Source organism: Rothia sp. HMSC071F11, from assembly GCF_001809115.1.
Lineage (GTDB): Bacteria > Actinomycetota > Actinomycetes > Actinomycetales > Micrococcaceae > Rothia > Rothia dentocariosa.
On the sequence record NZ_KV795756.1, the window covers coordinates 636561 to 654423 of the forward strand.

13 protein-coding genes are annotated in these 17863 nt (G+C 49.3%); 6 read left to right on the plus strand and 7 right to left on the minus strand.

Translation table 11 applies throughout. From position 1 onward, the window contains the following. Window positions 1–182: 182 nt before the first annotated feature. A complete protein-coding gene (locus tag HMPREF2554_RS07120) occupies window positions 183–767 on the minus strand; it encodes a hypothetical protein (RefSeq protein WP_013398998.1) in 585 nt (194 codons plus the stop codon). 365 nt (window positions 768–1132) lie between these two features. Here HMPREF2554_RS07120 and HMPREF2554_RS07125 point away from each other — a divergent pair, with 365 nt between their 5' ends. From HMPREF2554_RS07125 to HMPREF2554_RS07140, 4 genes are all read left to right on the plus strand, one after another. Further along, the gene (locus tag HMPREF2554_RS07125; protein WP_013398997.1) at window positions 1133–3739 is read left to right on the plus strand and encodes a DEAD/DEAH box helicase; all 2607 of its coding nucleotides are present in this window, start codon (window positions 1133–1135) and stop codon (window positions 3737–3739) included. Window positions 3740–4273: 534 nt separating this feature from the next. Beyond that, entirely contained in the window at window positions 4274–5638 is a 1365-nt protein-coding gene (locus tag HMPREF2554_RS07130) for a hypothetical protein (protein ID WP_041321768.1), read from the plus strand. Between the two features lie 693 nt (window positions 5639–6331). After that, window positions 6332–7672, plus strand: coding sequence for a hypothetical protein (locus tag HMPREF2554_RS07135; RefSeq protein ID WP_041321766.1), 1341 nt, complete (start codon window positions 6332–6334; stop codon window positions 7670–7672). 667 nt (window positions 7673–8339) lie between these two features. Then, complete coding sequence (locus HMPREF2554_RS07140) at window positions 8340–9791, plus strand: alpha/beta fold hydrolase (protein ID WP_013398992.1); 1452 nt, start codon at window positions 8340–8342, stop codon at window positions 9789–9791. A 76-nt stretch (window positions 9792–9867) separates the two neighbouring features. Here the strand turns inward: HMPREF2554_RS07140 and HMPREF2554_RS07145 are convergent, their stop codons facing one another. Continuing rightward, on the minus strand, window positions 9868–10470 hold the full coding sequence (locus tag HMPREF2554_RS07145) for an NAD(P)-dependent oxidoreductase (protein WP_013398991.1): 603 nt from the start codon (window positions 10468–10470) through the stop codon (window positions 9868–9870). A gap of 158 nt (window positions 10471–10628) precedes the next feature. Here HMPREF2554_RS07145 and HMPREF2554_RS07150 point away from each other — a divergent pair, with 158 nt between their 5' ends. Then, window positions 10629–11027 carry a winged helix-turn-helix transcriptional regulator gene (locus tag HMPREF2554_RS07150; protein WP_041321764.1) on the plus strand — a complete coding sequence of 133 codons (399 nt, stop codon included), beginning with the start codon at window positions 10629–10631 and terminating at the stop codon, window positions 11025–11027. A gap of 21 nt (window positions 11028–11048) precedes the next feature. Here the strand turns inward: HMPREF2554_RS07150 and HMPREF2554_RS11430 are convergent, their stop codons facing one another. The 5 genes from HMPREF2554_RS11430 to HMPREF2554_RS11785 all read right to left on the minus strand — a co-directional run bounded on the left by HMPREF2554_RS11430 (window position 11049) and on the right by HMPREF2554_RS11785 (window position 17110). Then, the gene (locus tag HMPREF2554_RS11430) at window positions 11049–11363 is read right to left on the minus strand and encodes a hypothetical protein (RefSeq protein WP_141744372.1); all 315 of its coding nucleotides are present in this window, start codon (window positions 11361–11363) and stop codon (window positions 11049–11051) included. 539 nt (window positions 11364–11902) lie between these two features. Next, window positions 11903–12586 (minus strand): transcriptional initiation protein Tat, encoded by a 684-nt coding sequence (locus HMPREF2554_RS11265; RefSeq protein ID WP_080556877.1) that lies wholly within the window; start codon window positions 12584–12586, stop codon window positions 11903–11905. A 209-nt stretch (window positions 12587–12795) separates the two neighbouring features. Continuing rightward, window positions 12796–14964, minus strand: coding sequence for an excinuclease ABC subunit UvrB (gene uvrB / locus HMPREF2554_RS07155; RefSeq protein WP_013398987.1), 2169 nt, complete (start codon window positions 14962–14964; stop codon window positions 12796–12798). A 114-nt stretch (window positions 14965–15078) separates the two neighbouring features. Beyond that, a complete protein-coding gene (locus tag HMPREF2554_RS07160) occupies window positions 15079–16278 on the minus strand; it encodes a hypothetical protein (RefSeq protein ID WP_244864706.1) in 1200 nt (399 codons plus the stop codon). Window positions 16279–16417: 139 nt separating this feature from the next. Continuing rightward, window positions 16418–17110 (minus strand): IMPACT family protein, encoded by a 693-nt coding sequence (locus HMPREF2554_RS11785; RefSeq protein WP_115333568.1) that lies wholly within the window; start codon window positions 17108–17110, stop codon window positions 16418–16420. A gap of 33 nt (window positions 17111–17143) precedes the next feature. On the opposite strand from HMPREF2554_RS11785, the gene coaE reads away from it, so the two are divergent. Further along, a complete protein-coding gene (gene coaE, locus HMPREF2554_RS07170) occupies window positions 17144–17764 on the plus strand; it encodes a dephospho-CoA kinase (RefSeq protein ID WP_244864704.1) in 621 nt (206 codons plus the stop codon). Window positions 17765–17863: the final 99 nt, after the last annotated feature.

Consider the following 17863-nt stretch of genomic DNA (forward strand, 5'->3'; position numbering starts at 1 on the left):
CCTTATATATGTGACATGTTGCATTGCAGATTTTATAGTTTTCTGCTGTAGCGCTTATTTTCACGAGGGCCTAAGAAAACTAGCTACGATAGTTTTGTAGACAATCTAGATGAAACATACTCAGCAGGGGATGTCACGCAGTAATTTTTGGTGCGAAGATTCAAGATGCTGATTCAATACGTTCATGTGCCGCGGTAGAGTACATTCTCCACTCCACGGTTCGATAGTTCTTGCGCGAGCGCCACAATTTTCTCCGGGGTGACATCGTGAATATCCGATGAGGTTTCAAGAAGTATTCCCTGATGCAGGGGTTTTCCTAAGTCGCTGATTAGTTCGCATACTGCTGGTTCGCTGAAATAGGTTTTCCATCCTAGAGATGGTGTATACGCTTCTCTCTTCGGTACAGCACGTAACCAAGTGGTTGTTGTCCATGTCGCTAAGTGCGGTGACCAACAACGAATAATTGTTTCAAGCAGTTGGTGACTGGCTTCAAGAGTGAGTTCTCCCTGTGAAGATTCTGGCACTTCGGGGTCTCGCCAAAATTTGATCAGGACAAAGTTTTTAAAATTCTTATTGTCGGTTTGTATTCCCACGCATCCTTGGACAATTATTGGGAGCGGCCCCAGATATTCAAGGTTAAAGTAGTACCCAAATGAGGCATCTGCATCTGGAGTTTTTGCGCCCTCTAACTGGCCCAATAGCAGATCAGTCAGTCCGGGAGTAGAATTTTCAACATTGGCCCCTAGCCGCTGAGGAGCTTCACGCATGATACGCTAGTGTCCACCCGGGTACAATGACTCAAACGAGGTCATAAAATGGTGAAGTTCTGACACACAATCATCAAGAGTATTTTTCCTTGCGGTCGCCCAGTATCCCGCTATTTGTGTGTCCTTTAAGGATATTCTCATGCTATATTGCGTACTCCTTATCAGAAGGGAAACTAACCGCACTTCGCTATACGCAAGTCTAACAGTCAGAGGGGTTTCTGCTAGCGTAAAAAATGACCATAACCTAAGTTTCCTGCGGCGTGTATATCTTGCGCAACGCAATAGTCACCCAATATTGTGCGCATCGCTGATTTTGACGGATTCTGCTAATTCTCTGCCTCTAGACTCGGTAAAATTGAAGCACCATGAGCATTCTTGAATACCTTTCCCCCAAACTCGCGGAGAATCCCGGAGATTACAACCGGCGCGACTACACCGGCAATCCACTCACCCCGGATGAAATCTATGAGGCGTTCACCGGGTGGATCTCCAGCCGAGGCATGACGCTTTACCCGGCTCAAGATGAAGCTGTCTTGGAAATTGCGGCGGGGCATAATGTGGTGCTGGCTACCCCCACCGGTTCTGGTAAATCTACAGTGGCGGTGGCGGCGCATTTTACCGGTTTGGCAACTGGGCAGCGTTCCTACTACACCGCACCCATTAAAGCGCTTGTTTCCGAGAAGTTCTTTGATCTTATCGAGATTTTTGGTGCCGAAAATGTCGGTATGATTACCGGGGATTCGGCTATTAACGCGGATGCCCCCATTATCTGTTGTACCGCCGAAATCCTGGCGAATATTACTCTGCGCGAGGGTAAGACTGCGGATGTCTGCCAGGTTATTATGGATGAGTTCCATTTCTACTCCGATCCGCAACGCGGCTGGGCATGGCAGCTGCCGCTTTTAGAGCTTCCGCAGGCGCAATTCTTGCTCATGAGCGCGACCCTAGGCGACACCACGCGCTTCCAGGAAGAGATGACGACGCTCACCGGCCGCGAAAGCGTGCTGGTTGCCAGTAGTGAACGTCCAATTCCGCTTCATTTCTACTACTCAACCGACCCCATTCAGGAAACGGTTCAGGAGCTTGTGCAGACTAAGCAAGCCCCTGTCTATATTGTTCATTTCTCACAGAAGGCCGCCCTGGAACAGGCAAACGCGCTGCTGCCAGTAGCTATTGCTTCGAAGGAAGAGAAAGAGCGGATCGCGCAGCTTATTGCGAAGTTCAGGTTCGGTCCGGGTTTCGGCAAGGCGCTGAATAAACTGGTGCGGGCTGGTATCGGTATTCACCATGCGGGAATGCTCCCTAAATATCGTCGCCTTGTGGAGAGGCTTGCGCAGGCTGGGTTGTTAAAGGTGATTTGCGGTACCGATACCTTGGGCGTAGGCATTAACGTGCCTATTCGCACCGTACTTATCACGGCCCTGTCGAAGTTTGATGGGTCGAAGAATCGCCGTCTGCGCGCACGTGAATTTCACCAAATCGCGGGACGTGCCGGTCGAGCTGGTTTTGATACCGCTGGTACCGTAGTGGTGCAGGCGCCCGAACACGATATAGAAAATGCGCGCCTATTGGCCAAAGCACAGGCGAAGTTCGGTGACGATACAAAGAAGATTAATCAGTCACTGTCGTCTAAACGCAAGAAAGCGCCGGAAGGTTTTGTGGGTTGGTCAGAGAAGACCTTCGATCAACTGGTCGCGGCAGAGCCTGAGCCGCTGACCTCTTCGTTCGATATTACCCACTCAATGCTTTTGAACCTGATGCAACGCCCGCAGAACCCGGTGGTCGCAGCCTATCGCATTCTTCAGGTGAATCATGAGCCGCCGCAACGTCGCCGGGAACTTTTGCGTAAAGCAGTCAGTATCTATAAGGAACTACTGACCGGCGGGGTTATTGAGCGCACAGATACCCCGGATGAGCACGGCTCATACCTGCGGCTTACCGAGGATTTACAGGATAACTTTGCTTTAAATCAGCCGCTTTCGGCGTTCGCGGTGGCAGCCATTGAACTCTTGGATCCTGATTCTCCCAACTATGCTTTAGATGTTCTTTCGCTGATTGAGGCAACTTTGGAGCCGCCTCACCTGGTGCTATATGCACAGGAGCGTAAGGCTAAGAACGAGCTTTCAGCGCAGCTGAAGGCAGACGGTGTGGAGTATAACGAGCGTATGTATGAGCTCGATCAGGTAACCTACCCTCAGCCTCTCACTGAGTTAATCGAGCAGGCATACACTACGTATCAGCAGTCGGCACCCTGGGTGGCACGCTTTGAGCCGCATCCAAAATCTGTGGTGCGTGATATGTACGAGCGCGCTATGGGCTTCAATGACTTTGTGCAGTACTATGCGTTAGAACGTGGTGAGGGCGTACTGTTGCGTTACCTTTCGGATGCGTATAAGGCGCTGCGGCAAACGGTACCCGAGTCGGCCGTCAACGATGATCTTGCGGAGGTTATCGAGTGGCTGGGTGAACTAGTGCGCCAAACTGACTCATCGCTGGTGGACGAGTGGGAGAAACTTGCTGCTGGCGAGGATGCTGCATCTTTGGCAGCTGATCGTGCCGCCGCCGAGATTGAGGATGATACTCCCCCAGCCGTCACGAAGAATGTACGCGCGTTCCGGGTGATGGTACGCAATGCTCTCTTCCGCCGTGTGGAGCTTTTCGCCGATGAGCGAGAGAACATACTTGGGGAACTAGATGAGGTTTCAGGATGGGATGCTGACGCTTGGGCAGATGCGATGGATGACTATTTTGATGCCTACGACGATATCTATACGGATGCTGAGGCTCGCTCCCCTAAGCTCGTTCAGATTGACGATGATGTGCGGGAACATCCTGGCGTATGGAAAGTACAGCAGACCTTTGCTGATCCTGAGGACAACTTCGACTGGGGTATTCGGGCGGAGGTAAATCTTGCTGCCTCCGATGATGCTGGTTACCCAGTTCTGAAGATCCTAAGTGTGGGTGAATTCTAAAATATGTGCGATCAGCTGCGTACTTTCAATGCATTGTTTAAACATTTCATAGTCCACATACCGCGTTTATCGAACACGCTCATTTTCCAAATATTAAGAATAGTTTCTTTATTTAGAATAAGTATGTTACAAATCACAAACTTCCGCCAAAATTCCTAGATTTTTAGAATATTTAGTATCTTACATCACAAAAACTTCTATAAATCCTAAATTTTTTGTGATCTGAAACAAATTTTATGGAAGTGCACTACCAAAATCTCTCTACACTTCCGACCACTACAACCTTCAACCACGTAAACTATAGATACAGTTACGATTCAAAACACACAGATAACAAGAATCTAACCTTAATATCAGCATATATTCTGTCAAGTATATACTTGTACCTGAAATATACTGTTGATTACATATTAAGGCTCGCCTATGTAATTCTTTGTGTCTGTTGTGCTCAGTAACGCATCCCGGAATTTGCTCTGATAGGCAAACAGGGAAAGACAGTTATCACTACATCTCAGACATTTAGGATTATCATACGTGGCAAGCTCAATTTCTAGACGTCGTGTTATTCAGGGCACCACATGGGCAACCCCCATTGTTATCGCCAGCTCCGCTGTCCCTGTGTACGCATCCTCCCGCGAAAAATGCGTTCCCGACATTTCTGTCCCGGTTAACCAGAACCTCACTAATGATGGGTCATCTACCCTAGAAGCTTTCACCATTCCTGCTGGTGTTGAAACCGTTACTTTCCGCATTACTGGCGGTGTGGGCGGCTCTTACCGTGGTCTTGCAATGCATGGTTCCGGCGGCCGAGGCGCACTCATTACTGGGACTCTTGCGGTCAAGGAGAATGACGTTCTCAAGTTTGTTCTTGCTGGGGGCGGCGCCTATAACCGCGATAAGCCAACGGAACCAGGTAAAGGCTGGGCTAATGGCGGTTCACACGGGCCATCCTACAAAACGACCGACGCACGCACCGTCAAATTCTTTGAAGGCCCCAACACTGCCGAGGAATACTACGGCCCTACAGGCGGTGGCGCATCTGCGGTATTCCTCAATGACAAACTCATTGCTGTCGCCGGTGGAGGTGGCGGAGCGGGAACTAGGTTCTACTCCTACACCGTATGGAACGATATGCAGTCCGGCCCCCAACCCAAAGAGTTTCTCCCTCTCGTTCTTGAAACAACCGAAGCTGCCCAAGGCGGCAGCGGCGGTGCTGGAAACGGCGCAAATGGCAGCTCATTCTCTGAGATCTACAAGTTCTTCCCCGGTCCCAGCATAAGAGCAAACGGTGGTTTTGCGGGAGAAAATGGCAAAGGCGGCGCTGGCGCAACGACAGGTGGTCTGCGCAATATGGATTCCAATGCTTCCATTATTTTTGCCACTAACGATGAAAACGACGTATTTTATGAGGATGTAGCTGGCAAATCGGGTGAAGACGCTACCCTTGACGGAAATAGCCTCGGCAATAACGGCGGCACAGGCGGTGGCAGCGTAGTTGGTCGAGCCTTTGTCGATAACCGTCAGTTTACCCACAAATATCTGCACCAGGGCGCGATTGTGCATTCCTCAACCGGTGGCGGGGGTTACGGCGGGGGCGGTTCTGGCTCCGTAACAACCGCAAGTGCTTATGCTTCTGATCAGCGCTGGGTTAAATACGACCGAGGCGGCTGGGCTCCTGTTGGTGCTGCCGCTGTGTCTGGCGGCGCGGGTGCGGGCGGTTCATACCTAACCCATGACGATGCTCTCCTTGAAGGGCAGATCCTACCGGATCTGGCCACCCGTCCGGCTACTGCTTTGAGCCGTATTAACGCAGTAGCAGAACTTTCTTGGTGCCGCCTCCCCAACAACGAGGACCCCAAGAAAGAAAACTCGGATAATAAAGACAATAAAGGTGAGTAAGTAAATACAACGCCGAGTAGCACATGATGATGCTTACGCGTTACGGTGCTCTCTAGAGATAAGGCTTTGCATGGGTAGATATTCGACCATGCAAAGCCTTATCCCATATACCTCAAGTAAGTAAAAAGTTGACATCAATACTATTTCGAATCCAACTTCATACGTGTATCGCAACCCTTAAATTTTATCAAAAATAACTTTACCAATAAATTATTTCTAGCTACCCCTACACCCAAAATCTCCTCTTATGTATTTCATCATATTCCCTCAATCATTACATGACACATTTTAATGTTTTTACTCGAAATCACTCCGTGAGAGGTTGAGGGATTTATAAATATCACATCAATATTGACGTAAAATAGTGAATTTTATAATATTCCCAACTTCGGAAATACATTTCACGGAGAAAATACTCTATAATTCTTAAATAATCTATGCGCTTCAAGTAATCGCACTATATCCATCCCCGAAAGGCACCGTCACATAAAAATGATTTAGAATTTTCTTGTCTCCGTAGAGTCGCTTCATATCAGAGGTTTAACGTTCTGACTGATAAATCTACAGAGATACCAAGGAAATGACACCTATCGCCTACTAATAACATTGGCGATAATGCCATCATTCGATAGTGCGTCAAAAATAGCGCTAAGATTTTCATATCACTCATACATCAAACATTGGAAGGATGCAATGAAGAACTCCGTATCTCGCCGCAATGTTGTGAAAGGTGCTGCGTGGGCTACTCCTATAGTCGTAGCAAGCGCTTCAGTACCAGCTTTCGCATCATCACTGTGCACCCCGGATATTACTCTGGATGTACCCACTAACACTACGACAAACGGTGATTCTGTAACCCACACCTTCACCGCTGGCAATATTGAAGTCATGACCTTCACCCTTTTGGGTGGAGCTGGTGGTACTTATCAAGGCAATGCCCGCGATGGCCACGGTGGTTCTGGTGCTCTTGTTACCGGAACCCTCGATCTTAACCCAACCGATGAGGTAACCTTCATCATTGCTGGCGGCGGAGGCCCATATAATAATACCCCGTCTACACCGGGTAAAGGCTGGGCTGACGGTGGCTCTCATAGTGAAGCGATCATGGATGAAAATGAGTACACAAAGCGCTACAAGGAGCATTCTAGCAAGAGCCTAATAAACGAGCTATATGGTCCTACTGGCGGCGGTGCATCAGCAATTCTCTTGAATGGTACTCCTATTGCTATTGCTGGCGGCGGCGGCGGTGCAGGGGCTCGCCAGATTTCGCGTACTTCTTGGAATAAGGAGTTTTACGGTCCGCAGCCTGAAAGCTTTAAAGGTCTCAAATTCAATACAGGCGATATGGCAAGCGGCGGTTCTGGCGGACGTGTGGGTGAACGCGGCGGCAGCTACCAAGAAACCTACTTGTTCTTCCCAGGACCTGCCCTCAACATGAACGGTGGTCTTGGCGGCGGTAATGGGCAGGGCGGAGCAGGTGCACCTGCAGGTTCTTTGTCTGATCCGAAGAGCAACAGCGCTATTTCCTTTGAGGGTTCACAAGAGCGCTACTTATTCAGCCAAAACGTTGCCGGTAACGCAGGTGCCGATGCTACCCTCACAAAAAATTCCCAAGGAAATAATGGAGGTCAAGGCGGTGCAGGCGTGGTTGGTATCGGTATGGCTATTACCTGGTACCGCACAAGTGATCTGAACCAGTGTTCCATTCTCCACGGCTCAACCGGCGGCGGTGGATACGGCGGCGGCGGTAGCGCGTCAGTGACTACTGCTGCCGGTTATGGCGCGGATCAATCCTACGCCTCTGTCACAGGTTGGGTTGATGGGAACTACATCGAGGGGGGATACTGGTCACCAGTTGGCTCAGCGGCGTTCTCCGGCGCAGGTGGCGGTGGAGGGTCCTACGTCGATACCTCTCGCGTCTATGACTCCAATATAACTATTGGTAGCAACATTGGTAAGCCCGGTATGCGTGTGAATGGCGCGGCAACCGCTGTTGTATGCCGTAATTTCACAGCAGACAAGAAGACCAAGTAAATAAAGTACGGTGCGAAATACTTGTACGTATTTCGCACCGTATTTCTTTCCCTATAATACGTGTAACTAGGAATCTACACCTTATACGTTGATTGTTCCGTCCTCCTTACTGCACTTTGCAAATCTTTATATCAGCTTCTTAATGCCTTACCTTAATCCTATGAAAGCAAAATCCCCTTCTTATCTCGTCGAACTTCTTGTACAGGGGTCGGCATGGCATGTCCGCCTCGTGACAGCAAGCACTACCATTCCCAGCTCACGCATCATCAGTGGAATGTGAATATGGCGGCTAAGAACAAGTCTTTGCAAATACCTCATTCGATGGTACGTCACGTACATGTACAGTGACGGTAGATAAGAAGGATATGACATTTTCTATTACCAGTAGCTGTAGAAGGTCGTATCAGGTCTCTGCTCAAGGCGGCGGCGCAGGCGGTTCATATGTAGATAGCTCGCAAGTCTATAACTCTAATATTTCTTCAGGCACGACCCCGGGTTCCCCAGGTCGTCGTGTTAATGGAACCGCTGAGTCTTCGCTGTGCAAGCTTTCCTAACGCATTAAGTACGCACATGTAAGCGAATCTGACTTCTTGCTTTACGATAAAATTATCGCGCTCTGCCTTGAGAGGTGGGGCGCGATAGACTATATACAAATGAGTTTATAGGTATGAAAGAAGGTTCACTGTTGACCATTTCTGCACTTCCTCAAGTTGAATACCGCCAAGGCGCTATCGTCAAGCATGATGGATACGAAATTATCGACCATTGGTTTCAGGTTCCGCTCACTCACGGCCTGATTTTTTCCAAAGGGCGTGATGCCGCGCTATCTTCACGTTTTGCAGATCAAAGCATCAAAATTTTTGCTCGTGAAGTCATCAATACAAGCGAGACTCTGACTCTTCCCGTCGAGAAGCGTCCCTATATCGTCTATCTACAGGGCGGTCCTGGGTTTGGTTCCCCTAAGACCGGTTCCATCGGTGGGTGGATAGCCGAGCTGGCTAAAACTCACCGCGTTATCCTGCTGGATCAGCGTGGTACCGGTATGTCTTCTCCCCTATCCGCACGCAACATTACAGCGGTAGGTGACCCCCAGATTCAGGCCGAATATGTTGAGCTTTTCCGAGCAGACTCTATCATCGCAGATGCGGAAGCTATACGCGAGGTCTTACTCGCCAGCCGTAAGGACAAGCGGTGGTCAACCATCGGTCAGTCCTTCGGCGGATTCTTGACTCTGTCTTACCTGTCCTTCGCCCCACAATCACTGCGTGATTCGAGGATTACTGCGGGTTTGGCACCAATTCGCACCACAGTAGACAACGTGTACCAGCATACCTTCGATCGTATGGCTGAGCGCAACAAGGAATACTATGAGTGGTTCCCCGAGGATGCAGCTCTCGCTACTCGCATCGCAGAACATCTGCGCACCCACGAAGAGTACCTTCCCACGGGTGAGCGCCTGACCGACCACCGTTTTCAGATGGCTGGTCACTATTTAGGTGGGCGCTGGCGCGAGCGCGGTCTGCACTACTTCTTAGAAACTGCTTTCGCTGAAGGAGACGATCGCCTCTCAGATCAGTTCCTCTCATCTATGAGCAGCGAAGTTTCTTTCCTGGCAAATCCTCTCTATGCCCTTATGCATGAGACTATCTATGCAGATGGTCCCGCTGACGGTACCTTGCCGGGCATTGCGGGTTATGAGCTCTCACCTTCGCCCGCCCCCACTAATTGGGCAGCGGCACGGGTAGCTGCACAGCGCCCCGAGTTTTCTCCTGAAGCCGATACTCTATTCTTCACGGGCGAGCATATTTTCCCGTGGTACTACGAAGAAGATCCTGCGCTGCGCCCTCTGGCAGATGTTGCGCAGATTCTTGCGGAGAAGAAAGACTGGGGCCGACTCTACGATCATGAACAGTTGCATCGGAATGAGGTTCCGGTAGTTGCTGCAGCTTACAACCCAGATATTTATGTGGATTTTGAGAACTCAATGGAGACAGCCCGCTGGGTGGGTAATACTCAGGTGTGGACCTCAAAAACTCATCATCATGATGGTTTTGGTTCCGATCCACTCACTATTTTGGGCCATTTGAAGAATATGCTAGCCGAGGTCCATAATCAGTAAATTCTTTGTGAATACTAAAATCCGGTACAGCTTCTTAAGAAGCTGTACCGGATTTTAGTATTTCCAACCCTACATTTTAGTGAGCAACGGTAAAACGAACACCAGGATGTTTCGGGGTTTCCGCTTCGTCAAGCAGAGCAACAGCAAAATCCTCAGCACTAATCTCAGTACCAGCAGGAGTATCAAGCGATACATTGTATTTTCCGGTGCGCTCACCGGGACGGATAAGAGGTGCGGGGGAAAGCAACGTCCAAGCTAGCCCGTCGGATGCTCGGTATTCTTCAAGGATCTGACAGAAAGCTTTGGCTTCATTTTTGTACGCCTCGGGGAACCCAGCGGTATCAACGAGACGCACACCATTTTCGTCCATGAGGGAACCGGCACCACCTACAATCAGTAGACGGCCAGCAGGCTTGGCTGCAATTAGCGCTTTATGGGCGTTGATAACCGGATCTGCAGAAGTACCGCGACCGGCAGAAACAGCAATAATGGTAACGTCGTGACCGTTAACGATTGAGACAAGTTCGTCGGTGTTAGCTAGATCAACAGTTTTGCTTTCTGCACCGGGTACAGCATTGCCAGAACGGCTGTATGCATCGACCTGATGCCCGCGCGCAACTGCCTCTGCCACAGTGCGCTCCCCGACCATGCCGGTTGCCCCAATAACCGCGATGTTCATCTGTATATCCTTTCCTGTTTCCAAGCACGCCAATAGCTCGGATTTTTGTCTTGTACTCCCCCAGCTTGCCGGGCTTCCGAGACAATAGTATCCTTTAGTAACCAGATACCTCAAGGTAATTATAGAAACTTTCTCAATTTTTGGACTGGAAAGTAGTTATGGCTGCAACTCTGACATCACATAATGGAGCCCCCGCCAATATTCTGGCTAGCGCGTGTCCTTCACGTACTGTATTGCGACATCTTACGGACCGCTGGACTCCTATGATTGTTGCTGTTCTTGCCGATCAGCCAAGTGCTCGTTTTGGGGAGATTAAGGATCATATCGAAGGGTTATCCCCCAAAGTTCTTACCCAGACTTTGCGCTCCATGGAGCGCGATGGCCTGCTCACCCGCGCGGTCACGGCTTCCATGCCACCACGTGTAGATTATTCATTAACTCCGCTTGGTAATACACTTATTGCCCCGATGAATGCTTTACGCCAGTGGGCAGAAACTAATATGGATGCAGTTCTCGCCGCCCGCGAACGTTACGATCGGAACGTTGTTGCCTCATAGTTTTTCCTAGGCAGGAAGCATCTACCCCGCAAATTCAAAGCAGGGTGAAGTAATTCCGATTGCTCGGGCTACGACTTTATCGCGCCGTTTTTCTTCTGCGGCAACAGTAATAACAGTTTCGAGACGGTAAAGCCCTTCCTGAGCAGTTACATAAACCTCATGCGCAGACACCTGCCCGCCAAGAGGAACAGAGGTTGATTTGTTTGTTAGTGTTCTGTCTCGGCTTTGTCGTATAGGTATGCCCACTATTACGCACCTGGACCCCATCAGGGTCATAGAGGTAAACATCCAACTTGACGTCACCTTTGCCTTTGCGCCTACCATGGTCTGCGTCATGTGCCGCTACAGAGTATTTAAAAGAATACCGACATCCTGGTCGTAGCTGAGCTTCTGAATCGTAGCCAGCACGGTACGCCGTGCGCAAAACAATACTCGCTTTTTCATTGCCTACTGCGGTGCTTTCCGACATCCAGTATTCCTGCCCACCAATAATTTTTATCCCATTCGAGGCAGGCGATATCAGCTCCCCGGATGCAGGATTGGAGATAGACCACCGCTCCAACTGGGCAAAACTGGGTCCAGGTACATCTTCACAGCCGGAAGCTGCAAAAGCTGGTACTGTCACTGCTGACAGCACTGCAGGTACAGCCCAGGCTATACCTTTAGTAACAGTGCGGCGATTTGCCCTGTAATCGCAGCTCTGCGACGCACCGGTTCGCACAGGTATTGTTCCTTCTTTCAAGTTTTGATGACCACCTAAACCCTTATGGAACAAGAACACATCCAGAGTGTAGGTATACGTGTAAATCTATGCATATGCGCTACGACATTATTATCTTTCTGTGCATGTACAAGGTTATGCAAAATAATCTACTTTACATTGGCTCAAAAATTGGCACAGTAAAGCCAAGACCACGATTCTGGACTCGACGAGACTCCAGGCCCTCGGCAGGAACGTCAAAGACAGCCTCAAACCTATAGACTCCAGGAATTGCTTTGAGAGTCCATTCTTGTGCCTGTATATCTTCACCTAAGGGAACTGGAATAAACCCCCCAGGTTGTCCAGCGGGGTCAGTGGTATATCGAAGAGTTTTTCCGTTAATAAGTTTTCCCCGAGGATCTCTCAGGGTAATAGTTACTTTAGGATTACCACGGTATTCTCCGGAAGCTGCTCGTGTTTCCATAGCCGTCATATAGATACGTACACGATACATACCACATTCAGTATTTAAAATACTGCTGTCATCAGATCCTGATTCAAACCCCGCAGTAATCCTAATAGTAGCGGGTTCTTCACCTAAAGCAGTTGTATTTGAAATCCAATATTCTTTTCCATGAAACGTGCTCGGACGATTAGATCCAGCGGACTTGAGTTTTCCTCTGTCTGGATTCTTAATGGCCCACGAACCCGCCTGGCGAAATCCAGGGGCGCTCTTAGGGTCACATCGGGATGCAGCAACTGCTGGAACCGCTGTAGAAGCGACCACTATCGGGGTAGCCCATGCGACGCCCTTAGCCACAGCACGTCGATTAATAGGTATTGACTTATTTCTGGGCAAAAGCTTCTCCTTGAATGCCTATGCATATCTTGTGAGTGAGTGTAATTGCTTCTCTGCTAACAAGTAATTATAACGCGCAAATTCCTATACATCTGTGAAGTGAAAATAACGCATATCTTCATCGAAGCAATATTCTAAATTTTAGGACAAAACACAATATCTCAACAAGTATAAGGTTGAACCTTTATATTTTCATTCTTAATAAGACATTACGCATGCCCAGCTTCTCGCATCTGCCGAAATTCTTTTTTGAGATCGGTAAGTTCATCACGTAAACGTGCCGCTAACTCAAACTGCAGGTTTTCTGCAGCCAGACGCATCTGCTCACTCAATTGTTCGATAAGTTCCAACAGATCCTCAGCAGGCTCAGCTGCGAGACCATCGGCGCGAACACGGTCTTGAGCTTTGGCAAGAAGAGCATCCGACTCTGGGGTACTTGCTGCGATCTTCGAAGAAGTACTTGACCCTGTCTTCGCTCCGGCTTCAACTGTTCGAGAACCTTTCTTACCGCTCTTGCGTAATTGCAAAAGCTCATGTGTGTCTTCCTCTTCGCGAGCGAGAACATCTGTAATATCCGCAATTTTCTTCCTCAGAGGCTGCGGATCTATGCCGTGCTCCCGGTTATACGCCTGCTGAATCTCTCGACGACGGTTCGTCTCGTCAATAGCAGTACGCATTGAATCGGTAACAGTATCTGCATACATATGTACCTGCCCCGAGACGTTACGCGCTGCACGACCAATCGTCTGGATGAGCGAGGTCGTCGAACGTAAGAATCCTTCTTTATCAGCGTCCAAAATAGCCACCAGTGAAACCTCAGGAAGGTCCAGTCCCTCACGAAGCAGATTAATACCTACCAGAACATCAAAAGTGCCCATGCGAAGCTCACGTAACAGCTCTACGCGTTTGAGAGTATCTACATCGGAGTGCAAATATTGCACACGTACTCCATGCTGCACCAAATACTCGGTCAAGTCTTCTGCCATACGTTTGGTTAGAGTCGTCACCAAAACACGCTCGTCGCGTTCAGTACGCTCTTGAATTTGTTCAAGAAGGTCGTCAATCTGCCCCTTCGTAGGCTTTACAATAATCTCTGGGTCCACCAGTCCTGTTGGACGAATAATCTGCTCAACATAACCATCAGCCTGCGAAAGCTCATACTTGCCGGGAGTAGCCGAAAGATAAATAGTTTGCCCTATGCGCTCTAAGAATTCATCCCATTTTAGAGGGCGGTTGTCCATGGCAGAAGGCAGACGGAACCCATGTTCCACGAGCGTACGTTTACGAGACATATCGCCCTCGTACATGGCACCGATTTGAGGTACCGTCACGTGTGACTCGTCGATAATAAGCAGGAAATCATCGGGGAAATAGTCTAACAGACAATGCGGAGCCGAACCTGCTGAACGACCGTCGATATGGCGTGAATAGTTCTCAATACCGCTGGTGAACCCCATCTGTTCCATCATCTCAAGGTCATAGGTGGTACGCATACGTAGTCGCTGTGCCTCCAGCAGCTTCCCCTGAGATTCTAGCGTTTGTAAACGTTCCTGGAGTTCGTCTTCGATAGAGGCAATAGCGCGAGCCATGCGCTCAGGACCGGCAACATAGTGGCTCGCTGGGAAGACATACATCTCGTCTTCCTCTCGAATAACCTCACCCGTGAGCGGGTGCAGAGTATAAATAGCCTCAATCTCATCGCCGAAGAATTCAATACGAATAGCATGCTCTTCGTACATAGGGATGATTTCGACAGTATCGCCCCTCACCCGAAAGGTTCCACGGTGAAAATCCATGTCGTTACGGGCGTACTGCATATTCACGAATTGGCGCAGCAGGTCATCACGATCTATCTCATCCCCGCGCTCAAGAGTGACCATCTGCTCCACATATTCTTCGGGCGTACCCAAACCGTAAATACACGATACAGTCGAGACCACAACAACATCGCGGCGAGTCAAAAGGGAATTCGTAGCAGAGTGCCGCAGGCGTTCTACTTCTTCATTGATCGAGGAGTCTTTCTCAATAAAAGTATCCGTCTGCGGAACATATGCCTCAGGCTGATAGTAGTCATAGTATGAGACGAAATACTCGACTGCGTTATTGGGCAAGAGCTCACGCAGTTCATTGGCTAACTGGGCAGCAAGAGTCTTATTCTGCACCATAACAAGCGTAGGACGCTGCACAGATTCGACCAGCCATGCCGCCGTAGCAGATTTACCGGTGCCGGTGGCACCCATCAGAACGATGTCTTTTTCACCGTTCTCCACGCGCTCAGTAAGCTCAACAATAGCCTTAGGCTGATCACCAGCTGGCTGATATGGACTGACAACTTCAAAAGGGGCTACGACTCGTTTAATCTCCGGAGCAAGACTCATACATCTATTCTAGTTGATGTATTCGAGAAATCAGAGGGTTTCACTCTAGGAAGATGCATGCCACCATCTAAGAAATTGATGGGTCCAATATCCCACACGATCCAAACTTGATACTTATTTAACTATAGCTCCCGATAGTTGCATGAAATCTCGTACTGTCATGGGCAGGTAGCCATTTAGCGCTCCCATGAGAGCGGCGAGCGTATCGTCTTCGTCAGCTTTCATTGGAATGCCGACCGCAGGCATAGTAATCCGTTGCTTATAAAGATCGAGTACAGCACAGATCGTGCGCCCTGGAACATCCAGAACGTGAAAATTGCCGCGATGCGCAACCGCGCGAATATTTTTATCCGGGGTAATAATCAAAGATCGCAGATCTGGCGCAACCCGAGAATCAAACCGTGGAGCGCCATTTTGCGACGGTGCATTACAGGTATCATCCTCATCAGTGCTCTGAGGAAAGCACTCACCTACAAGAGCCGTCACCACAATATACCGCGCTCCCATTTTCATGGCGCGGTGCACGTTAATTTCAGCGTATTCTTCAATACGGTATCCCAGCTCAAGCCCACATCGAATATCGTTCTCTGAATCTTCTACTTCTTCATCCCAGAAACATGAGAAACATGTATCTGGTGCACCCCGCTCTATGGTATGCACGCGTTGGTAGTCATCGTCGAGGAGCATAACAGATAGTTCATACCCGTCAGGAATTTCGCGTATACCTGTAGCACTCAGCGCCACAGCTTCATTGGAGTTTCCCAACGGAAAAGTTTCCCACAGACTGGGTATAAAGGGGTTAACTGCACCATCGAGCGCTGGATTACATGAGACCGGCTGGGGTTCGGCTTCCATAGGCTGGTAAAAATCTTGAGGCGGCATGGTCACAATTAGTCCACGCATCTTAGGTGCCAAACAGAGCTCTAGGGCTAGGAGTAGACGGGCAGCATGAGCACGAGTTATCACAGGGGCCTGGATGATATGCAGCATACGAGAATTATCTTGAGAGATTTTCTCCCCCACGCCGCGAGCTGCGTTGGAATACTGATTATAGAGGCGAACTAGGGTTCCTTGAGGAAGATTTTCGCCTACTTCTTGAAGAGTGACTGCAATACGTTCAATTTCAGAAGGAAAAGCACGGCAAATACGGTTAAGCTGTTGCGCAAAATCATGCGGCCGCTGCGTCAACACGTTCAGGAGCGTATCTAGGTTACCCTGCGCATAAGCATTGAGAATCTGCTCAACAGTCGCAGGTTCAACATCGGGTTTAGGCGTATGTGTGACGGAGCTATGCTGTTCAGAGTTAAAATGCACGGGAAAATTCTCGGCTTTCACTTGCGGTGTATGTGGCAGACAATGCTGCACCGTATTCAACGTACCACAATCAACACCAAGATACTATGCCTATCCTAGTTTAAAATTTAGGGTATGCTCTAAATCTAATATGGCTAGGCTAAAAACAGGGAATATCTACCCACCGGGTATCGCCCCATACGATATTTTTCCGACCAGAAGTTATTGCTATAACACGTTCCTGTGCCTCGCGCTTCTTCTGCTCCCGGTCGAAAACACCTAGAGAGATCTGGGCGCCGTCTACAAGATAATCCGTACCTAATACTTCAATTCCTGATGCCCGAATCTCATTCTCCACTCGCCCAACCTCAGCCAGAGAAACTAAAACGGTGCCTACCCGCATCCGTTCCCGAGAATCAAAATGGGCGTTATCGAGAGTCTGCACCACCGCATCGGTATAGGCGCGCACCAATCCGCCAGCGCCCAGTTTGATACCCCCAAAATAACGAACAACAACGGCCACAAGATCAGAAAGGTCAGTACCGCCCTCATCAATGCGTGTCTGGCGTGCTAAAAGAGCTTGAAGCATTGGAATTCCTGCAGTACCAGCAGGTTCGCCATCGTCCGATGAACGTTGAATTTCACGGTCCGCTCCAAGAACAAAGGCCGAACACACATGGCGGGCATCGTGATAGCTCTTCCGAAGCGAATCTATGTAAGTGCGTGCCTCATCTGTTGTGTATACGCGTTTAACATGACCAATAAATTCGCTACGCTTAATCTCAAGAAGACTCTCATAGGGCTCTATTCCATGCAATACTGTGTATCGTTGTGCACGGGATTCTTGGAACATTTGAGTACTCACAACTACTATTCTAGGGGTTTCATGGGCGTTACACAGTACCGTCGCTACGCGCTGACAGGCGGCATTGGAAGCGGTAAAAGCACAGTCGCGCGGATGTTCAGGGATCTAGGCGCCGTTATTATTGATGCAGATGCGATCTCGCGTGAACTCATGGAGCCTGGGCAGGAAGTCCTTGCTCGCACAGTCAACCTCTTCGGAGAGTCCGTCCTCAATGCAGACGGAACCCTTAATCGTGCTCGTTTAGCGGAACGTATCTTTGCCCATGACGCAGAGCGAAAGAAACTCAATGCTATTGTGCATCCCAAAGTTCGTGCTCGCGCCTCTGAGATTGTTGACGATGCGGTAAACTCCCCCAGCTTTTCGGGCATTATCATTGATGATATTCCGCTCCTGGTTGAGACTCAACGCGCTGCAGAATTTGATGCTGTCATTGCGGTACAGACAGATCTCCCCATTCGTCTAGAGCGACTTAGCAAATATCGGAATATGTCTTATGCAGAAGCCCAAGCACGCATTTCTGCTCAAGCCACCGATCAACAGCGCTCCGCCATTGCTCGGTGGGTTATTACCAATAGTGGATCTCGTGATGATACTCAAGCACAGGTTCAAAAGGTTTGGGACGAACTACGTGCTGAGGTCTAAAACTGTACGCGAGAAAAGACGCACAATACTACACGAGGGTTCCCCAGGTTTGGGGAACCCTCGTGCGTGATATTTATGCTCTAGAACTAGAGGCTACTC